Source organism: Nostoc sp. CENA543 (assembly GCF_002896875.1).
GTDB lineage: Bacteria > Cyanobacteriota > Cyanobacteriia > Cyanobacteriales > Nostocaceae > Trichormus.
The window spans coordinates 6,826,854-6,843,407 of the sequence record NZ_CP023278.1 but is presented as its reverse complement, the minus strand read 5'-3'; the positions used below and the strand labels follow the sequence as shown (position 1 = coordinate 6,843,407).

Here is a 16,554-nt window from a genome sequence, read left to right as displayed (position 1 = left end):
TCAAATTTTCTGACTTGCCATTTGTTCCTCAGAAACCCAGCCACAGTGGAAACCATAGGGTACACGCTGAGGTAGCATAATTCTTGCTACAGGCTCCGAGTTGATGTTTTGTGCATTGAGAATTAGTAATTCTGACTTGTTGGTAATCGTATCGTGAATATAAGTAATCACCCAACCATCATCTTCAACAGTCGCTCCAGGACGAGGCGCAAATACACATTCACCGCCAAAACGCCCTCTACCAAAGAAATAGCTTTCAGCTGTATCTTTTTCTAAATCATATTTTCTCACACAATCAAACAGGGGTCTACCAGCATAAATTGCCGCTTGTCCGGCGTAAATATAACGCATTTTACGCCCCATGAAATTATCATTGATGCGGGGAAATTCTGTAATTTGATCATCAAGCAATTTTTCGGTGACAACTCCCGTTTTGAGGTTAATCCGCCAACGACACATTTTTGCTATTTCACAATCAGAACTCTGTCCCAGTTCTGTAGAGTCACTAGGGATTAACAAATTAGTAGAAGGCATCCGCAAGCCTAGCAGAACTATCTCATCTCCTTCTTCGTAGGCATTAGCAGTATGATAAACCATACAAGTTGGGATCTCAAACCAGCGTATAGATTTATTGTTGCCATGACGTGGAATAATCCCAATACGACTTTTTTTGTTCCTATCAAAAAGTAGAGGAATTTCGCCTTTCATCACTTTTCCGATTTGGAAGAGGAAGGGCAAATCTAGGAATACTGAGTAATGTTCAGTGATGGCAAAGTCGTGCATCATGATGGGATTTGGTAAATCTATCGCCTCAATGCGATTAATTTCACCTTCTGCTGTGACTACACCGTAGTAGAGGTAAGGTGGAGTTATGTAAGAACAGCCGAAAAATATCATTTCTCCCGTGACGGGATCTACTTTAGGATGCGCTGTAAAAGAACAGGTGAGTTTATCTTTAAAAGTATAAGTACCAACGGTTTCTAAATCTGGAACTCGAATCTGATGGGGTAATCCTGCTTCAAACAATGTCAAGAGTTTACCAGCGTGCCAAATTACAGATGTATTGGCAGAATTTTTCATCATAATTCCATAGGGAGAGTCAAACCTGGGGATATTCAGTAAACCTGGCCAGATTGCTTTCCCTTCTTTTTTTTCAATTTTCAGCGTCTCAGTCTGAACGTAGCGATTACGATAACTAGCTTGACCATTTTTGATATTTACCCCATGTAACATCCCATCACCATCAAACCAGTGATACAGCCCAACAGGGAAAAATTGAGGATTAGGCGAAATACGTAAAAATAGACCTGATAATTCTTGGGGAATTTGACCAATTACTGGTAAATTATCGGCGGTAATTTCCTCTTGGACTGGAGCAAAGTTATCTTGTAAAAATGACCTAGATAAAGTAGTTTGTAATCCTCTCATTTCTGGAGGTTCAATTGTGTCAACTAACTTATTGATAACGTTGAAAGGTATTTCTGATAAAAAGCCTTTTTTCTGTACTGCTTGGCTGGTTTTAAGTTTTGGTGTAGCCACTTTCGCCATGAATTGAGGGTCGAGAAAAGCACTTGCTAGGCGTTGCTTGAGAGCGATTTGACGAGCTTCTCTTTTGGGTATGCTTGCTAAAAATTCTGTTTCAATACCTTCGACTACAGAATCAAGAGCAACTAGTATTTCTAGTGATTGACATAGTTCATCATAATCTTCATCACTAGGATTAGTACCTAAATATGCTTGTAAGTAGGCGTAAGCTTCCTGTGGCTCGACTGGTTTCCCTGCTAATAAAGTTTGGATTTCTGGATCATCTGCTAGTCCTTTTTGATGTGCTACTTGCTGTAAATATAGTTTTTCTCCTGGTTCGAGAACTCCATCTAACCAAGCCACACCAAAGAGAACTTTTAACAATTGTTGATCATCTTTAATTTGGTTAATCAAAGCTGATTTAGGAATCCCTATTTCAAAGTTTTCATGACGCTTGGCTCCATGACGAACATTTTTTTCGCCGTTATATAAAGTATTGATGCGATCGCCTGTTTTGATCACAATATATACATCTGGTTCACCTTCAAATAATTCTTTGAAGTCTTTTTCAGTGTAATTTATTTCAAATTTGCCCTGGCTATCTGTTATTGTCTCCCCTAAATTATCATCCTTAAGTAAGTCCTTATCAAAAGCTTGAATAAGTAGATTGGGCATTCCTAAACCGGTTTCAGCCTCGTACACCTTGCCAGTAATTTTATATGACATTGACTATTTCCCTGCTGAAATTATGAAACACTACTTCGCAAAAATTTAGAAAATAGCTTATCCCAGATAAACGAAATAATTTTACAAAAATGATTGCGAAAAATTTTTCAGTGATTTAGTGTATATCAGTAATTTAATGTAGGGACAATAACATTTAAGTCAGTTAAGACAGTTAAGATATTTAATTATCTATTATTAAATATTCAAATATGATTCAAATGAATTTATAATTTATTTCTATATAAAATGGCGTGAATAAAACTGCTATAAAATATGGCTTTAGGGAAAGTGCGATCGCATCCCTAAAACATGGATAAAGTCGAGTTTAGTGTGAGAACCTAAACATCGACTGATAAATGAATAAACATCACCAGCCGAGCAGCCTTCAAGCAAGTATTGGTACAGTGATATTTATAAACCCTGAAAATACTTTTTGCGAAATTTATTTTTAATTCTCTGGATAGATAGATTCAATAAACGCCCTCTAGTTAAACTGGGAATATTACCAGGATAATTTTTTTTGTGGTCAAAAAATGCGTTTAATTCCTCAAGAATTACTTGCCAACGCTTAATAATATTTTCTGGTCGATATTCAGCAAAAAATTCTTCGGATAATTTAGGTGATATAGCAGAATTTATCACTTTTAAAATTCTATCAACATCATATTCTTGGGAATATCCAGCTATTTTATAGCAATTAAATCCAGGGTCTAAATAATCTGAAAGTCCACCATTAATACTAGAAAAAACTTGACAACCACAAGCCATTGCTTCCATTGGTTGCAAACCAAAACCTTCACTAACATTCTGTTGCGCCCAGTATTCCGCCGAATCGTAAAGATAAACTTTAGCCCGATTAAATAATTCTGGCAAATCTTCTACATAGGAATCAACTACCTGGACTTGACATTTTTGTTGTAAAGCCGGAATCAGTTGTTTGAGTAAATATTCTGAAGATTTTCTAGCTTGCACTAAAACATCAATATCTCGTTCTAAGTGCAAGTTTTTAAATTCATAACTAATTTCATTTGGTAAGTAATAAATGAGAGAATTAGGTGCTTTTTGTCCCCAGTATCCCAGGGTATTCCGGCTGACAGTAATAATCGGGATACTAGCAGGTAAACTAAATTTATAACCTGCACTATGGGCATGATAAACAACATTGTGTTGCTGGAGTTTCTTTGCTAATTGAGCGATATCAAATCCCCAGCTAATCACAAAAATGGCGTTATCTAAATTTGGCTCTTGTAGTAAGTCATCTAAAAAGGGTTTATCTGGTTCTCGTTGGCGATAAGTCACCACTTCAGCAATACAGACTTGTTGAGCCAGTTTAAACGCTTTCAACTCCGCCCACAACCCACCACAAGCAAATTTGCCCCCAGTTCCAGGAACTAAAAAGTAAAGTTTTCGCATTACACTAATTCAATCTTCCGTTACCTTCTATCTTTTACTTTCTATCTTTTGCCTTTTACCTTTTACCTTTTCCCTTTTACCTTTTCCCTACTCTCGCCAGTTTACTTTGACAAAATGACCTTGACGACCCCACATATCACGGGAGATTGTAATATTTTCTACAGCTAAGTTAAAGGGAATAGCAGTGGTAAGATATTTTTGAGCGATCGCACCCAAATCAGGAGCCAGTTCTGAGGCTGTAGTTGCTGCCAAGCCTAACCCTATCAATTGCTCTATCGGTCGGAATGGTAACATCAAATTTACACCCACCGCTAGGCTAGCAGTCAATAACATCGCTACCGACAAATTTGTCCCGCAACGGGGATGTACAGCCAAATCCCATTCACCGTGAGTCAGACGGTGAAGAGCCAGAGTTACTGCGCGACGCAAATCACTGATATTCACTTCACCATAGAGATAAAACCCTTGGTCTGTAGATAACCCACCCAATAACTCGTCATCAAGTTGAATCTTGCTTGGTCTACCGGTAGGAGAATGAGTATTTTTGACTTCGCTTAACACCCAAACCGTAGCGTGTTCTAACGCATGGACTTGACGCAGCATTAAAATCTCTTTCAACCCAGGGACAAAAGATAGCTGCTGAAGTAAATCAGCATCTTGTCTGGGTTGAGGGGTTGCAAAATCAAAACTCAAAAAATCAAAGGGAGACGAACTACCAACAGAAGAAGCAGAAGTATTCATAAAAACACCGCTCCCCATAATGATGGAGCAATATAGATTTCTTACCAATGTAGCGTCTGAGGCAAAGGATTGTTGCTAAATTTTGTTGATGATTGTCTCAATATCTTTTGACAATTCCAACCCTCCCACTCACGCGACTACACAGCAGCGAAATTATAGAAGAAACTCTTTTTCTTCCCCTAAACCCCCACACCCCTAAACCCTTACACCCCTAAACCCTTACACCCCTAATAAATTTTGATATGCCAAAATTACCCGTTAGTACAGTTAGTTACAAAACTGTACCAACGGGGGAAAATAGCCACCCACAATAACTAAACAGCCAAGTTTTACCTTCTGCTAGATTTTGACTTGTGTGAGACTTGCGCTAGAGATTCACAAAATATTGCGTGAGGAGAAAACAATAAGTAGTCAAAATCAGCCTTGCTGTAGCCAGACGAAATTAATTGCCATGCTAGATGCACTTGAGAGCGTCTGCAATCGGTTTATTCGTCTGGGGTTGGTAGAGGACAACAATTGACATCATTCAAGCAGACTTTACCCCACTGTAAAGCCCAGCGAACGAGAGCCACTCGGTTTTCAGTTCGGGTTTTGTCGAGAATGTTGCTGATATGGTTATCAACTGTGCGCTTGCTAATTTCCAGTTTCGCTGCAATTTCTTGGTTAGTTAAGCCAGCGGCCACTAAGTCGATAATTTGCAGTTCTCTGTCTGACAGACTAACAGGGGTCTGAGACTCGCCACCAGCCATGAGTTTTTCTATCCTCCCTTGGTATATGTACTTAATCACTCTTCTTAATTCTAGAAGATTCTTTTGGCTGTAGGCATTTCAAGTGTTAGCTGCAATACGATTGACAATATTTTTTTCCTTTTTGAGTTTGACGATAATTTCGCCAATTCTACAGCACTTATATTAAATAGCACTACTTTTTTAATTAAAAATACTGCATTACCCTTGTCAGTAAATACGTAGCTTAACTAACATAAGGTTTTTTATTATACATATTCTTCGTTTCTTTTGCCTTTTGCCTTTATCCCCAATCCCTTTTAGCAAGAACACGGCAAAAATCTAGAATGAGATTGCAGTCCTTTTGTAAGGCTAAGATTGAGATGAGTAGTCCCCGTGTTTTGTGCCTTGGTGAAATTTTATTTGATTGTTTAGCTGATCAGTTAGGGCTAACGCTGGAAGAAGTGCAATCATGGACTCCTTACCCTGGTGGCGCGCCAGCGAATGTGGCCTGTGCTTTGGTGAAGTTGGGAACTCCTACTGGATTTGTGGGTTGTGTGGGAGAAGACGAACCAGGTAATGCACTAGTACAGCTATTACAAGAAGTAGGCGTAGATACAACGGGTATACAGCGTCATCCTAGTGCGCCAACACGCCAAGTTTATGTGGTGAGAAGTTTAACTGGCGATCGCACTTTTGCTGGCTTTGGTAAATATGACACTTCAGAATTCGCTGACACACGCTTACAAGCCAAGCAATTACCAGAGTCACTGTTCCGAGATGCAGAGTTTCTGGTTTTAGGTACTTTGGAATTAGCCTATCCTGAAAGTGAAAAAGCCATCAATCGCGCTTTAGCTCTGGCTGAACAGTATGATTTAAAGATTGTGCTAGATGTGAATTGGCGGCCAGTCTTTTGGCAAGATGAAAATATCGCACGCCAAAAAATCAACGATACATTTAAACGCGTCGATTTCCTAAAACTCTCCAAGGAAGAGGCAGAATGGCTATTTGATACTGCTGACCCTGGTGCAATCACTTACCGTCTAGGCTCAATTGAAGGGGTATTAGTGACAGACGGTGAGCATGGTTGCGCCTATTGCTTGGGTGAAAATGAAGGTAAATTACCTGCTTTTGACGTTCCTGTGGCTGATACTACTGGCGCAGGTGATAGCTTTTTAGCCGGATTTATCCATCAACTCAGTCAAAAAGGTATCCATAGCCTTGGTGATGCTGATACCGTCAAAAGTATTATTACTTACGCCAGTGCAGTGGGTGCATTAACTACTACCAAACCAGGCGCGATCGCTTCTCAACCTACTCCGGCTGAAGTCGAATCTTTTCTTAAGGATAAGAAATAGTTAACCCTCCGAATTTTAGATTTTGGATTTTGGATTTTGGATTTTGAATTTTTTGGGTACAAGCTCCAAGAAAAATCTAAAATCCAAAATTAGTTGATTGTTCACTCATGATCTACAAATACTGTAAGTGTATGGACTTACAGTATTTTTTTGTTTAAGGTATTGATTTACTTACTTATATATGCAATACTCTGAGAGTAAGCTTAATCTACGGCAAGTCAATCAAATTACTGTAATTTAATTTCTTTGTATTTGACATTGAAGTATTCCTGTGCGGTTGTCTCCTAATTATTACTAGTAGTAGATGGGTATATATATCCATCTACTAATTTATTACCAACTTCACTCGTTCATCATGGGGAGAGTGTATATTTATGAAACAAAAATCTTCGGACAACGAACTAAATGAATTTTTATACAATCGTAGTCCTTATTATGGGCAGATTAGCCCCGAATACATAAGTTTTAACCATCAATTGCAAGATTTTTCTCAAAGAGTCAACTATATATGTAGTTTACAAACTGGGGGAAAAATATCTTTGGATGATGCTTATCAACAAATCAAATCGCTTTGGAAAAAACTCAAAATTGCTCGACAAGTTTTAAACATTAAATAAGAACTAAAAACACATATTTATATTGAATATTTCTATGTTCAGTCATAAATCATCCCCAACCACCCCTGTAGATAGCCGGATTCGGATACCCCAACATTATCGACAACAACCGATAATTTCGCGGTTAATATCACGCTATGGTGTGACTGTGAATATTAAAGCAGCAATGTTGGCAGCAGATGAAAATTACGGTTGGTTTGACTTAGAACTGCAAGGAAATTCCGAAAAGATTTGTAATAGTCTGCTGTATTTACAAAATTTGGGAGTCGATTTAATCGAACTGGGTATTGCTGGTAATGTACAACATAAGTTGAGTTATCAAGAGTTTCCTGACTCACCATCTCAGATTAATCAACAACAGTCTCCGCCATCTATCATGACTACAGGTACTCCTGTTTACCAAAGTTATGGAGATTATATTGGACAATCTCACCGTCTGCGGTTACAACTCTGTATTTTGAAGGATTATTATCAGACACCAGTGATTTTTGAATTAGTTTCTCGCTTCAGCATCACTGTCAACATTATTGCGGCATCACTATCAGCTAATCAGCAAAATGATGGTTGGTTTGATTTAGATTTATGGGGTAAACCACAACAACTGTTTGCCTGCTTTAATTATTTGAAAGAACTGAATTTACCTCTGTGGTTAGACGCTTCTTCTCTACATGGAGATATTATTTGGATTTAGATATAACTAATAGTTTCGTCTAAACTTGGCACATCTACCCAAGTTGAATTCTGATGAGATTGATGGGATAAATCCATTAATAATTGTGAGTACACACCTTCTTTTAACGATGGAATTGTTTGCTGTTGAGTATCAATTCCTTGTACCCACTGATTAACTACTCTCAAAAATGCACAAATGCGTCCATCAGCGTAGTTTTGGGGAAATAAAAATCTTTGGGGAATTTCGATTTCTTCTAGGGGTTTACCTGCCTGAGAACCCCAAACTTTAAACCCATGTATGTAATCTTTTTGGTTATCACTGCCTATAACTAGAGTACCGCGATCGCCATATACTTCTACCCAATGAGTACGGGAAGCATGAACCACTGCGCTAATCGCAACTTGACAGGGTGTGCCATTAGCTAATTCTAAGGAGATGAGACAGGTATCATCGGTTTCTACAGGTTTTAATTCCCCAGTCGCAGGTTCAACCCGTGCGGGAATGGCTGTAGTTAAATGGGCGTTTAATCTTTTGACTGCACCAAATAGCCAATAGATATAATCAAACGCATGAGAACCCAAAGAACCCAACGCACCGCCACCTTTTTCTTGAGACGAATACCAATTCCAAGGGCGGGAAGTGTCAGCACGGGAAGAACCCAACCAATCAATTTTAATTAAGCGTGGGTTGCCAACGTAACCTGATGTTAATAATTCTGCAAAAAATTGCCATGCGGGAACAAAACGAAATTCAAAATCTACTGTGGCGATGAGATTTTTTTGTTGGGCTAATTGATATAGTTCTTTAGCTTCGGTGACGTTTAAAGTTACTGGTTTTTCTAGTAGTAAATGTTTGCCTGCTTGTAATACTTGTTTTGCCATTTCGTAGTGCAGAAATGGTGGTGTGGAAATGCTGACTGCTTGGACTTTTGGTAAAGCGAGAATATCTGTAAGTGTGTCGCAGGCTTGGGGGATGTTATTTGCTGCGGCGATGGTTTGGGCTTTATTAATATCGCGGTGATAAATCGCAGTTATTTCTGTGCGATGATGGGCTTGAAATGCAGGGATGTGGACTTTTTGACCGAATCCTGTCCCAACAATTGCTACACCTATTTTATTTTTTAGTTCCATGAATTCTACTAGTTAGAAATTTATGCTGAGTATCATAGAAGTATGATTATCTCACGCAAAGGCGCAAAGACGCAAAGGGACAAAGGAGGAGGAAAAGGAATTTACCTTAAGATTCTCATGGTGCAGGGATAGCGGTAATGTTCGCCGTTGTATGCTTTGGTGGCGGCAAATGTGACTAGGAATAATTGGATTAAAAATAGGGCAATAATAAAGGTCATCCAAATAAATAATAAGCTGTCTAAAACTGTGTCTACTTGATTAATTGCACCGTTAGTAGTTACTGCTATACCACAACTAGCCAGCACTAGCAACAGAGAAATCATGATGACAACGACAATATAAAACGTTAAGGTAATTTGAAAATTTAATGATTCTCTACCTTGAAAGTCTACCCAAGGATATTTAATTTTTCTCAGTCGCCAAATCATTAAAGGGGCGGCGATGTTCAATGGTAAAAATAAAGGAATACCGATTAAAATTAAACCAAATAATAGTATCCAAGCTAACAATGCTGAGAGATGACACAACATAGCCCAGATCCGCATTTGTTGGTTGTGTTTTTCTCCCATAGCTCGTAATCTCATGTGGATAGAGAAATGATGTTTATCCACATTATCAATAAAAAAAGCCCCCCAACAGCTTAGAATTTTAAAATTTCTCGGTCATAATTTTCTGGAAGTGGTTCGACTTCCCAAACTATACCTTCGCCAGCTTCGAGGGCGACTTCTACAAAAAGTTGCTCGACGGCGGTTGTAGCTATATCTTCATTGTTGGGGAATGGTTGTAAGTCTTCGGTGAGGAGTCGGAGTTTAAAGCCGCCGGGGATGACTGCGCCAACTGTGGCGTTGCGTAACTCGAACCGCCAAGATGGTGCTTCTGGTTCGCCTTGGGGGGAAATTGAGAGTTCGTAGGTTTGTCCTGCGATCGCTAATCTGCGAGATAATGTGATTCCTGGCTGTACTCCTTCCACACTCCGCGCCCCAGCCGCACTTAATTGTAAGTTCAATCTCCCCCAACCCATCGCCTCGGCTGTCTGGGAAACGCCAGCTTGCAACCATTGCAGCACTGAATGCTGTTCTGGCAAGCCGATGCGGCGTTCATAGAGGTTGGTTCGCCATCCGCTATGTTCTATTAGTCCCCCCCACAATTCAAAAGGGACGGCTAACCGGGGGGTGATGATTTCGGGATTTCCCAAGCGGGTAATTAAGTTTTGGGCTTGGGTGACGGGAAGACTGGGCAAGTTTGCTAGTTGAGTGCGTGTAGCTGTCTGGGAACAAAATTGTAATTCCACAGATAATACACTCATGTCAGTTGTTAAGTCACTCGCATCTAAAGTATAAGTGCGATCGCTGGGATCATATTTCCCCTGAGTTTTCAATTGTGCATGGGTACAGTAACCCCACACCCGCACATAACCCGCATCTGCATCTACTTGCACTGCTAAATAATAATCCCCCACCCAACTTGGTAAATCTACCCACTCTTGAGGTACACGTAATTCGCTTAAATCAATAGTCTCACTGGGAACTAAGATAAATCTGGATACGTCTACACTTACGGCAGTTCCATTTACCAGTTCCCAAATGCTGGCTAGAGAATTGGTAGAAGGCCATACCTTTGCTTGGCGTGTAAAATCTTCTTGCAACCAAGGCAAGACTGCACTCAAGCAATTTTCATTTAAATCAGCTTGATACCAAGCACTAGGATGTGAAAAAGACTGACTAGCAAGATTTTGGCGATAATTAGGGATTTCTAAAATCAAGCCCGTTGAGTCAGCAAAGGTGAAGATGGTGGGGTTAGCAGTCATGGTACATACTCCGGGGGTCAATTCAAAATTCAAAATTCAAAATTCAAAATTCAAAATTCAAAATTTATTCATTAAGAAGATTTTGAATGATTCACCCCTTTGCAAACCGAGGTAAAAATCTATAAATCTTAATAATGAATTTGCGACAGTTTTAGCATGGTTTAGGGTGGCGAGACATTGTAGTAATTCTGTAACCAGTCTTCTATTAATGTACTCATACTCTTGAGTATGTCTGGTGTTAAAGAAATATGCAGTGTATCTTGACTCCAACTGGCTAGCGATCGCAATAAATTCTCCTTGGCTTTACTCAGTCGTCGTGAAACAGTGTACTGTTTGATGTCTAATTGTTGCGCGATCGCATCCTGGTTGGCTTTTTGTCCGTAGTATAAAAGTAAAATTTCTTGCAATTGAGAATCTAATTGAGATACTGCTTTAATTAATGCTTGCTTAACTTCTGTTGTTTGTGAATTCCTTGCCTGCTCTTCTTCTTGGGCAATAATTTCTTGCATTAAAGATGGTTGTTCTGTACCAGGAAGATTATCTAAAATCTCCGAGGAATCATCACCGCCCTTAGTAGCATTTAATGAATCGGGAGTGGGATAAAGATACTTGCGTGCCGCTTTAGCCGCATACAATAACCACTCTTCTACGGTTTTGGGGCTGACTGACGGTGTATTTTGGGCATTGTAGGCTTGAGCGATCGCTTTCCAGGTGGCATCATCTGGGCGGGATAATTGGCGGGAATTCGCCGCTTTTGTCGGAACATACAGAGTTTTGAAGCAATTCCAAGCCTGGATGTAACCGCGAATTTTGCTTAGAGATAATCCAGCATTTTGCAAAGATTCTTCTAACCGCTTTTGGCTGATTTTACGTAACAGACCCCAATCAGTGCAGATATCAACTTCCTGACGTTGGCGGAGTGTTTCCCGAATTGCACTCCCGAAAATAATACTGGCGTAGTTTTTCAGAGTGCTGGATTGACTGGGATTAAAGCCTTTGAGGACTCGATCAACTTGGGCGATCGCCACCTGAAAACAGTCAGAAAGTTTGTACTGTGTACTGGTAAAACTGGCGGCGGTTTTTTGGGAAGTCCAATAACAAGGTTCTTGCAGATAAGCCGTCAGATGTTGCTTGGCTAAAGGTTGAGTTTCTGGTACTTGCCAAAATTTATACCAATACAACGCCCAAAAATATTCCGAAGTTTCCTTGGGAGTTTGCTCAAGACAACTTTGGATGCTGCGACGCAAGCGTGATTCCGCCGCCCACCGACTGAAGCGATCGGCATCAAACTGCACAAAAGTTGAAAAAATTTCAATAATGCTTTGCCGAGGTTGCATAAGAAACTAGAGGCCGACCTAATAGGACAACAGAAGGTGTTTAACAACACCTCAACAAACTTTACTACATCCAACAAGTATCATGTTTCGCTTAGGACTTAAATCTTTAACACTAGGTAGTATGGTAGCCTTAACTACGGCAACTACTGCACTCGCCCAAGTACCAATAGTACAAGATTTACAATTAGCTCCAGCAAAAAGTTTTAGTTGTGGGCCTCATCTTCGTACTTATGTCGTTAGATCCCTCAATAATCGTCAAGGCTTTGGTATTCGTTGCGTCAAATTTAGCGAAGGTAAACCGGGGACAAAAATTCCTCGATTAGCATGGTACGGTGAAGGAAATTGGGGAGGAACAACTTACCGCCACGTCGGACAAGCCATCTACCAAGGTAGTATCCTTGTCGGTTTTGCATCAGATATGCACGGTAACGGTGAAGGCTTTAACGGTAACTTCCCAGGGAATTTACGAGTGCAAGTTTTTGGCGGTGGTGCAGCCATTCGCGTTACTGGTGCGTGGAATGAAGAATGGCGATTAGTTAACAGCACTAACTACAGTCCTTTACCTAGACCAACAACTTGTGGCGGATATTTTGATCAATACCAAGTTTCTGACCTGTCAGACAGTCGCAATGGTGATGGTTTGCGTTGTGTTTTACGTGTAGGACTAAAAAACACCACTTGGTTTGGTAATGGTAATTGGGGAGGTGGTACCTACTCCCATTTAGGAACGCGTTCCTTTAATGGTTATGGTGCGGGGGATATTTGCGGTACTAAATTCGGCTCGTTTTGTAATAACTTTGCTTGGGGTTCATTAAAGTTAAAACTTGTTCCTGGTGGTATTGATGTCACAGGTGCGTGGAATGAAAAGTGGCGTTAATTAAGTGATTTTCTCTCCTGCTATATTTAGCAACTCTAGTGATCATGGTTGTGATGTTGAGATATATTTAACAATTGTTGCATGGTAGTTTGCAATTGTTTGAGTTTCACTGGTTTAGCCATATATTCGTCTGCTCCAGCCTCAAGACAACGTTCGCGATCGCTGGACATAGCTAAAGCCGTCAGGGCAATAATAGGAATATGAGCTAGTTGACTATCTTGACGGATGCGTTTAATCGCTTCTACACCGTCTAATCCTGGCATTTGAATATCCATGAGGATGATATCAGGGTGTTGACTTTGGGCTATGGCGATCGCATCTTCGCCATCTTGCGCCACAATCAACCGGAAGCCTTTAGCTGTCAGATAGTAAGAAATCGCCAGGACATTGGCTTCATTATCTTCAGCTAACAACACTAAAGGATGATCGGTTTCTGGTTCTGGTGCATCTGTTGCTGCTGTTGCTAGCAGTTCTGATGCAGGATTCTGATCTGACAAAGAATTTTCCATTGCCAAACAAGTGCGAGGTAGATAGACGGTAAAACAACTGCCCTTTCCCAGTTCGCTCCGTACAATCACTGAACCACCATGTAATTCGGCAATTTGCCTCACCAAAGTTAGTCCTAAACCGGTGCCTTCATAGTGGCGGTTGAGTTTACTGTCAACTTGAACGAAGGGTTGAAACAGTTTATCTTGAAAAGATTTCGGGATACCAATGCCAGTATCGCTCACTGAAAAATACAGGAATTCCTCATCAGGTGATGGTTGATTACCTGCAAAGACAACATCAACCTCTAAGTCCGGTAATGCTAGAGTCCCAAAACGAACCTCCAGAGTCACTTGTCCACCCATAGGGGTGAATTTGACGGCGTTAGAGAGGAGATTCAGAAGTAACTGACGCATCCTCTGTTCGTCTACAGTAATATACTCGTAGTTACTTGATTGAATAGTTGATAGTTGAATTTCTTTTTTGATTGCTTGTTGTCTGACCAATGCCACACTAGACTCAAAAAGATGTGCAATGGAAACAGTAGAAATTTCCAATTCTAGACAACCAGTTTCGATTTGAGAAACATCCAAAATATCGTTAATGACTGCTAAAAGGTGTCGTCCACTATTTTCGATGAGTAATATAGAATTTTCTTGACCTGCGTTCAGTGTCCCAAAGGCTTTTTCTAGCAGCACTTCGCAACTACCAAGAATCACATTTAGGGGAGTCCGCAGTTCATGACTCATATTGGCCAGAAATTCGCTCTTGGCTTGGTTAGCAGACTCCGCCTGACTTTTGGCAACCGCTAATTCAAAGGTACGTTCTGCCACCCGTAATTCTAAATTTTCCCGATCTAATTTTAGTCGCTCGGCCATAGTGTTAAAAGTCTGGGCGAGAATCCCGACTTCATTTTGCGTAATCACTGGGACATATTGATTTAAATCTCCCTGAGTTAAACGTTCAGCCGCCTGACTAATGTTTTGAATCGGTTCAGTAATCTGTCGAGACAGGAAGTAAATAGCCAACATTAACAGAAAAGAAGTAACACAACCGAACACTGCAAAGCTTAATCCTAAGCGATCAGCAGGCTCAAAAGCTTTCCTATGGCTGATTTCGGCAATGAATCCTACACTATACTTAGGCAACCAACGATACACACCGATGACAAACACACCATATTGGTTATCGTAAGAAGCCATACCATTTTGTTGAGCGATCGCGCGCTTGATAGCTTCACTTTTGAGTGGTAAATCTGAAGGTAACTTCTTCCCCTTGTGAAACTTATCAGCCGCCGTGTTGAGAAAAGCAACGGCATTTAGGTTAGATTCTCCTACTAAATAAATGGCTGGAGTTTCGCTATTAATGGTGCTTTCCAACAACAGATTTTGCAGTTCTGTGAGACTCAGATCAATTACCAAAGCCCCCATCTGAGTCCCGGAACTATCTTTTAAAGGAGTCGCGATCGTGATGGCTGGTTTTCGCTGTTGATTTAAATAAAAATTCGGTGTAATGGAAGTTAAATTTTCTTGTGTAAGATAAGTAATAGGATAGCCTAAAGGTAAATATTGCTCATCTTGAGTTGAAGAACTTGAACAGAAAACTATATAGCCACTATTTTCCGTAATGCAAATACTGCGGAGATTCGGCTTAACGAGCGTTGTTTGATGCAGGTACTTTTGTAAGCGATCATAAGCTATTGTTCGAGCCTGGGAATTTTGCCGTTCGATTAATTTTGGTACAGCCTCGCGAATTTCAGTTTGCTGTGCCAAGTGAAGGACATCACGCAATTGATTGTTAACCCAATAGTCCAACTCTTTAGATTTGAAATCTAAGGAATTATTGAGGCGGCTGACGACTTCCCCTTGTAAATTGTAGCGGGAATAGCAGGAAGCACTAACAGCAACTAATACGGTCGTAATCCAAGAAATAACAGAAAATCGATAGACTAATTGATACAGTAAACTTTTACGATTCCAAATGCTCATAGTTTGTTCTCGAATCGTTCCCAAATTTTGCGGATCTGCCTAATACCCCAATCAGCAGCTTGGGTGGGTGAAGCCTGATTTTTCAGTGTTTTCTGAATGATTTGCGCCCAAAGTTGTTGCATATAAATCTGACTGAAGACCGGGTGTAACTTGTCATCTTCTGGTAGTCGAGAGCGATTGTAGATAGCTAGATCTGCTGTTGAATGAGGATCAGAAGTATCTTGCCAAAGAGGATTGTTTAACAGTTGTGGCATGGTTGGTAAAATTCGGCCATTAAATCCGTTAACTAGTCGCTGGAGATTATCTGGTTTGAGTAAATATTGCAGAAACTCCCAGGTTTGTTGAGATTGTCGCTGGTGTTTGAGAGCAATAATCTGATTGAGGACTCTAGGAGCTTGCAAAGTTGTACCGTCAAGTTTTTGGGGATAGTCTGCTAACGTACCAATATTTCGGTATCGCTGTGCAGCATTGCGGTTATATTGACTATTTTCTAATTTTTGTGACCTAGGAATAGATAAAGTCATGTTAAGAGTCATCAAGATTTTACGGTTGAGAAAAGCAATATTATTGCCTGAACCTGACCATTCAATGGTATCTGGCGGCACATATCCCTGCCGATAAAATTCGACGAATTCAGTAAGAACATTGATTAAATTCTTTCGGTTACTGGCATCTGCTATAACCAATCCTTGTGCATGGGTGGCGATCGCTACATTATGAGCATCCAAGAACAGCTCAAAGGCGGCAATAGTGTCGAAGCCGTTTGCAGACATACACAAACCCAAACCGTATAAATCTTGATGTTGACGCGATGGGATTAAGCAAGTCAGACAGATCAAGCAGTTTATCTTCCCATGCCAGTATAGGTGCAATAATTTGATTAAAAGTAATTGAAAATACAATATCAGGAGTATTTACATTATAAGGATTCTTCCAGGCTTCTAATAATGATTGTTCAATAAAATCATCGGAAACCAACTTTAAATTCACTTTTCTGCCTGTATTTTGCTGCCATTCTGCCACTAGTTCCAAAATACATTGATTCTCTTCAGCTAAATATCCCCGTTCCCAGAGATTGGGGACTGGGGACTGGGTACTAGGGACTGGGTACTGGGATTTTTACTCATTACTCATTACTCATTACTCATTACT

The 16,554-nt window shown here is 40.2% G+C and carries 15 protein-coding genes; 4 read left to right on the top strand and 11 right to left on the bottom strand.

Going from position 1 to position 16,554, the window contains the following annotated elements:
* The 4 genes from CLI64_RS32105 to CLI64_RS28695 all read right to left on the bottom strand — a co-directional run bounded on the left by CLI64_RS32105 (nucleotide 1) and on the right by CLI64_RS28695 (nucleotide 5,153).
* Nucleotides 1-2,250: a carotenoid oxygenase family protein gene (locus CLI64_RS32105; protein ID WP_192881630.1), complete on the bottom strand. Its 2,250-nt coding sequence runs from the start codon at nucleotides 2,248-2,250 to the stop codon at nucleotides 1-3.
* A 411-nt stretch (nucleotides 2,251-2,661) separates the two neighbouring features.
* Complete coding sequence (locus CLI64_RS28705) at nucleotides 2,662-3,663, bottom strand: glycosyltransferase (RefSeq protein ID WP_103140385.1); 1,002 nt, start codon at nucleotides 3,661-3,663, stop codon at nucleotides 2,662-2,664.
* Nucleotides 3,664-3,750: 87 nt separating this feature from the next.
* Entirely contained in the window at nucleotides 3,751-4,404 is a 654-nt protein-coding gene (locus CLI64_RS28700; protein WP_103140384.1) for a DUF6391 domain-containing protein, read from the bottom strand.
* Between the two features lie 485 nt (nucleotides 4,405-4,889).
* Nucleotides 4,890-5,153: a LuxR C-terminal-related transcriptional regulator gene (locus CLI64_RS28695; protein ID WP_103140383.1), complete on the bottom strand. Its 264-nt coding sequence runs from the start codon at nucleotides 5,151-5,153 to the stop codon at nucleotides 4,890-4,892.
* Between the two features lie 359 nt (nucleotides 5,154-5,512).
* On the opposite strand from CLI64_RS28695, the gene CLI64_RS28690 reads away from it, so the two are divergent.
* The 3 genes from CLI64_RS28690 (at nucleotide 5,513) to CLI64_RS28680 (ending at nucleotide 7,795) form a co-directional block, all read left to right on the top strand.
* On the top strand, nucleotides 5,513-6,487 hold the full coding sequence (locus CLI64_RS28690) for a carbohydrate kinase (RefSeq protein ID WP_103140382.1): 975 nt from the start codon (nucleotides 5,513-5,515) through the stop codon (nucleotides 6,485-6,487).
* Between the two features lie 374 nt (nucleotides 6,488-6,861).
* Entirely contained in the window at nucleotides 6,862-7,104 is a 243-nt protein-coding gene (locus CLI64_RS28685) for a hypothetical protein (RefSeq protein WP_103140381.1), read from the top strand.
* 34 nt (nucleotides 7,105-7,138) lie between these two features.
* Nucleotides 7,139-7,795 carry an NIL domain-containing protein gene (locus tag CLI64_RS28680; RefSeq protein WP_103140380.1) on the top strand — a complete coding sequence of 219 codons (657 nt, stop codon included), beginning with the start codon at nucleotides 7,139-7,141 and terminating at the stop codon, nucleotides 7,793-7,795.
* Here CLI64_RS28680 and CLI64_RS28675 read toward each other — a convergent pair.
* The 4 genes from CLI64_RS28675 to CLI64_RS28660 all read right to left on the bottom strand — a co-directional run bounded on the left by CLI64_RS28675 (nucleotide 7,792) and on the right by CLI64_RS28660 (nucleotide 12,051).
* Nucleotides 7,792-8,907: a Gfo/Idh/MocA family protein gene (locus tag CLI64_RS28675; protein ID WP_103140379.1), complete on the bottom strand. Its 1,116-nt coding sequence runs from the start codon at nucleotides 8,905-8,907 to the stop codon at nucleotides 7,792-7,794. The genes CLI64_RS28680 and CLI64_RS28675 overlap by 4 nt on opposite strands.
* A 101-nt stretch (nucleotides 8,908-9,008) precedes the next feature.
* Complete coding sequence (locus CLI64_RS28670; protein ID WP_103140378.1) at nucleotides 9,009-9,476, bottom strand: DUF4870 domain-containing protein; 468 nt, start codon at nucleotides 9,474-9,476, stop codon at nucleotides 9,009-9,011.
* Between the two features lie 71 nt (nucleotides 9,477-9,547).
* Nucleotides 9,548-10,714: a DUF1822 family protein gene (locus tag CLI64_RS28665; RefSeq protein ID WP_103140377.1), complete on the bottom strand. Its 1,167-nt coding sequence runs from the start codon at nucleotides 10,712-10,714 to the stop codon at nucleotides 9,548-9,550.
* 161 nt (nucleotides 10,715-10,875) lie between these two features.
* Nucleotides 10,876-12,051 (bottom strand): sigma-70 family RNA polymerase sigma factor, encoded by a 1,176-nt coding sequence (locus tag CLI64_RS28660; protein ID WP_103140376.1) that lies wholly within the window; start codon nucleotides 12,049-12,051, stop codon nucleotides 10,876-10,878.
* Nucleotides 12,052-12,133: 82 nt separating this feature from the next.
* Between CLI64_RS28660 and CLI64_RS28655 the strand changes: the two genes are divergently transcribed.
* Complete coding sequence (locus CLI64_RS28655; RefSeq protein ID WP_103140375.1) at nucleotides 12,134-12,928, top strand: hypothetical protein; 795 nt, start codon at nucleotides 12,134-12,136, stop codon at nucleotides 12,926-12,928.
* A gap of 35 nt (nucleotides 12,929-12,963) precedes the next feature.
* Here the strand turns inward: CLI64_RS28655 and CLI64_RS28650 are convergent, their stop codons facing one another.
* The 3 genes from CLI64_RS28650 to CLI64_RS31795 are packed head-to-tail and all read right to left on the bottom strand — an operon-like array spanning nucleotide 12,964 to nucleotide 16,425.
* Nucleotides 12,964-15,402, bottom strand: a complete 2,439-nt coding sequence (locus tag CLI64_RS28650; RefSeq protein WP_103140374.1) for a hybrid sensor histidine kinase/response regulator — start codon at nucleotides 15,400-15,402, stop codon at nucleotides 12,964-12,966.
* Nucleotides 15,399-16,175, bottom strand: a complete 777-nt coding sequence (locus tag CLI64_RS28645) for an extracellular solute-binding protein (protein WP_103140373.1) — start codon at nucleotides 16,173-16,175, stop codon at nucleotides 15,399-15,401. Before CLI64_RS28645 ends, CLI64_RS28650 begins: the two co-directional genes overlap by 4 nt.
* On the bottom strand, nucleotides 16,138-16,425 hold the full coding sequence (locus CLI64_RS31795) for a hypothetical protein (RefSeq protein ID WP_225977450.1): 288 nt from the start codon (nucleotides 16,423-16,425) through the stop codon (nucleotides 16,138-16,140). Before CLI64_RS31795 ends, CLI64_RS28645 begins: the two co-directional genes overlap by 38 nt.
* Nucleotides 16,426-16,554 lie beyond the last annotated feature (129 nt).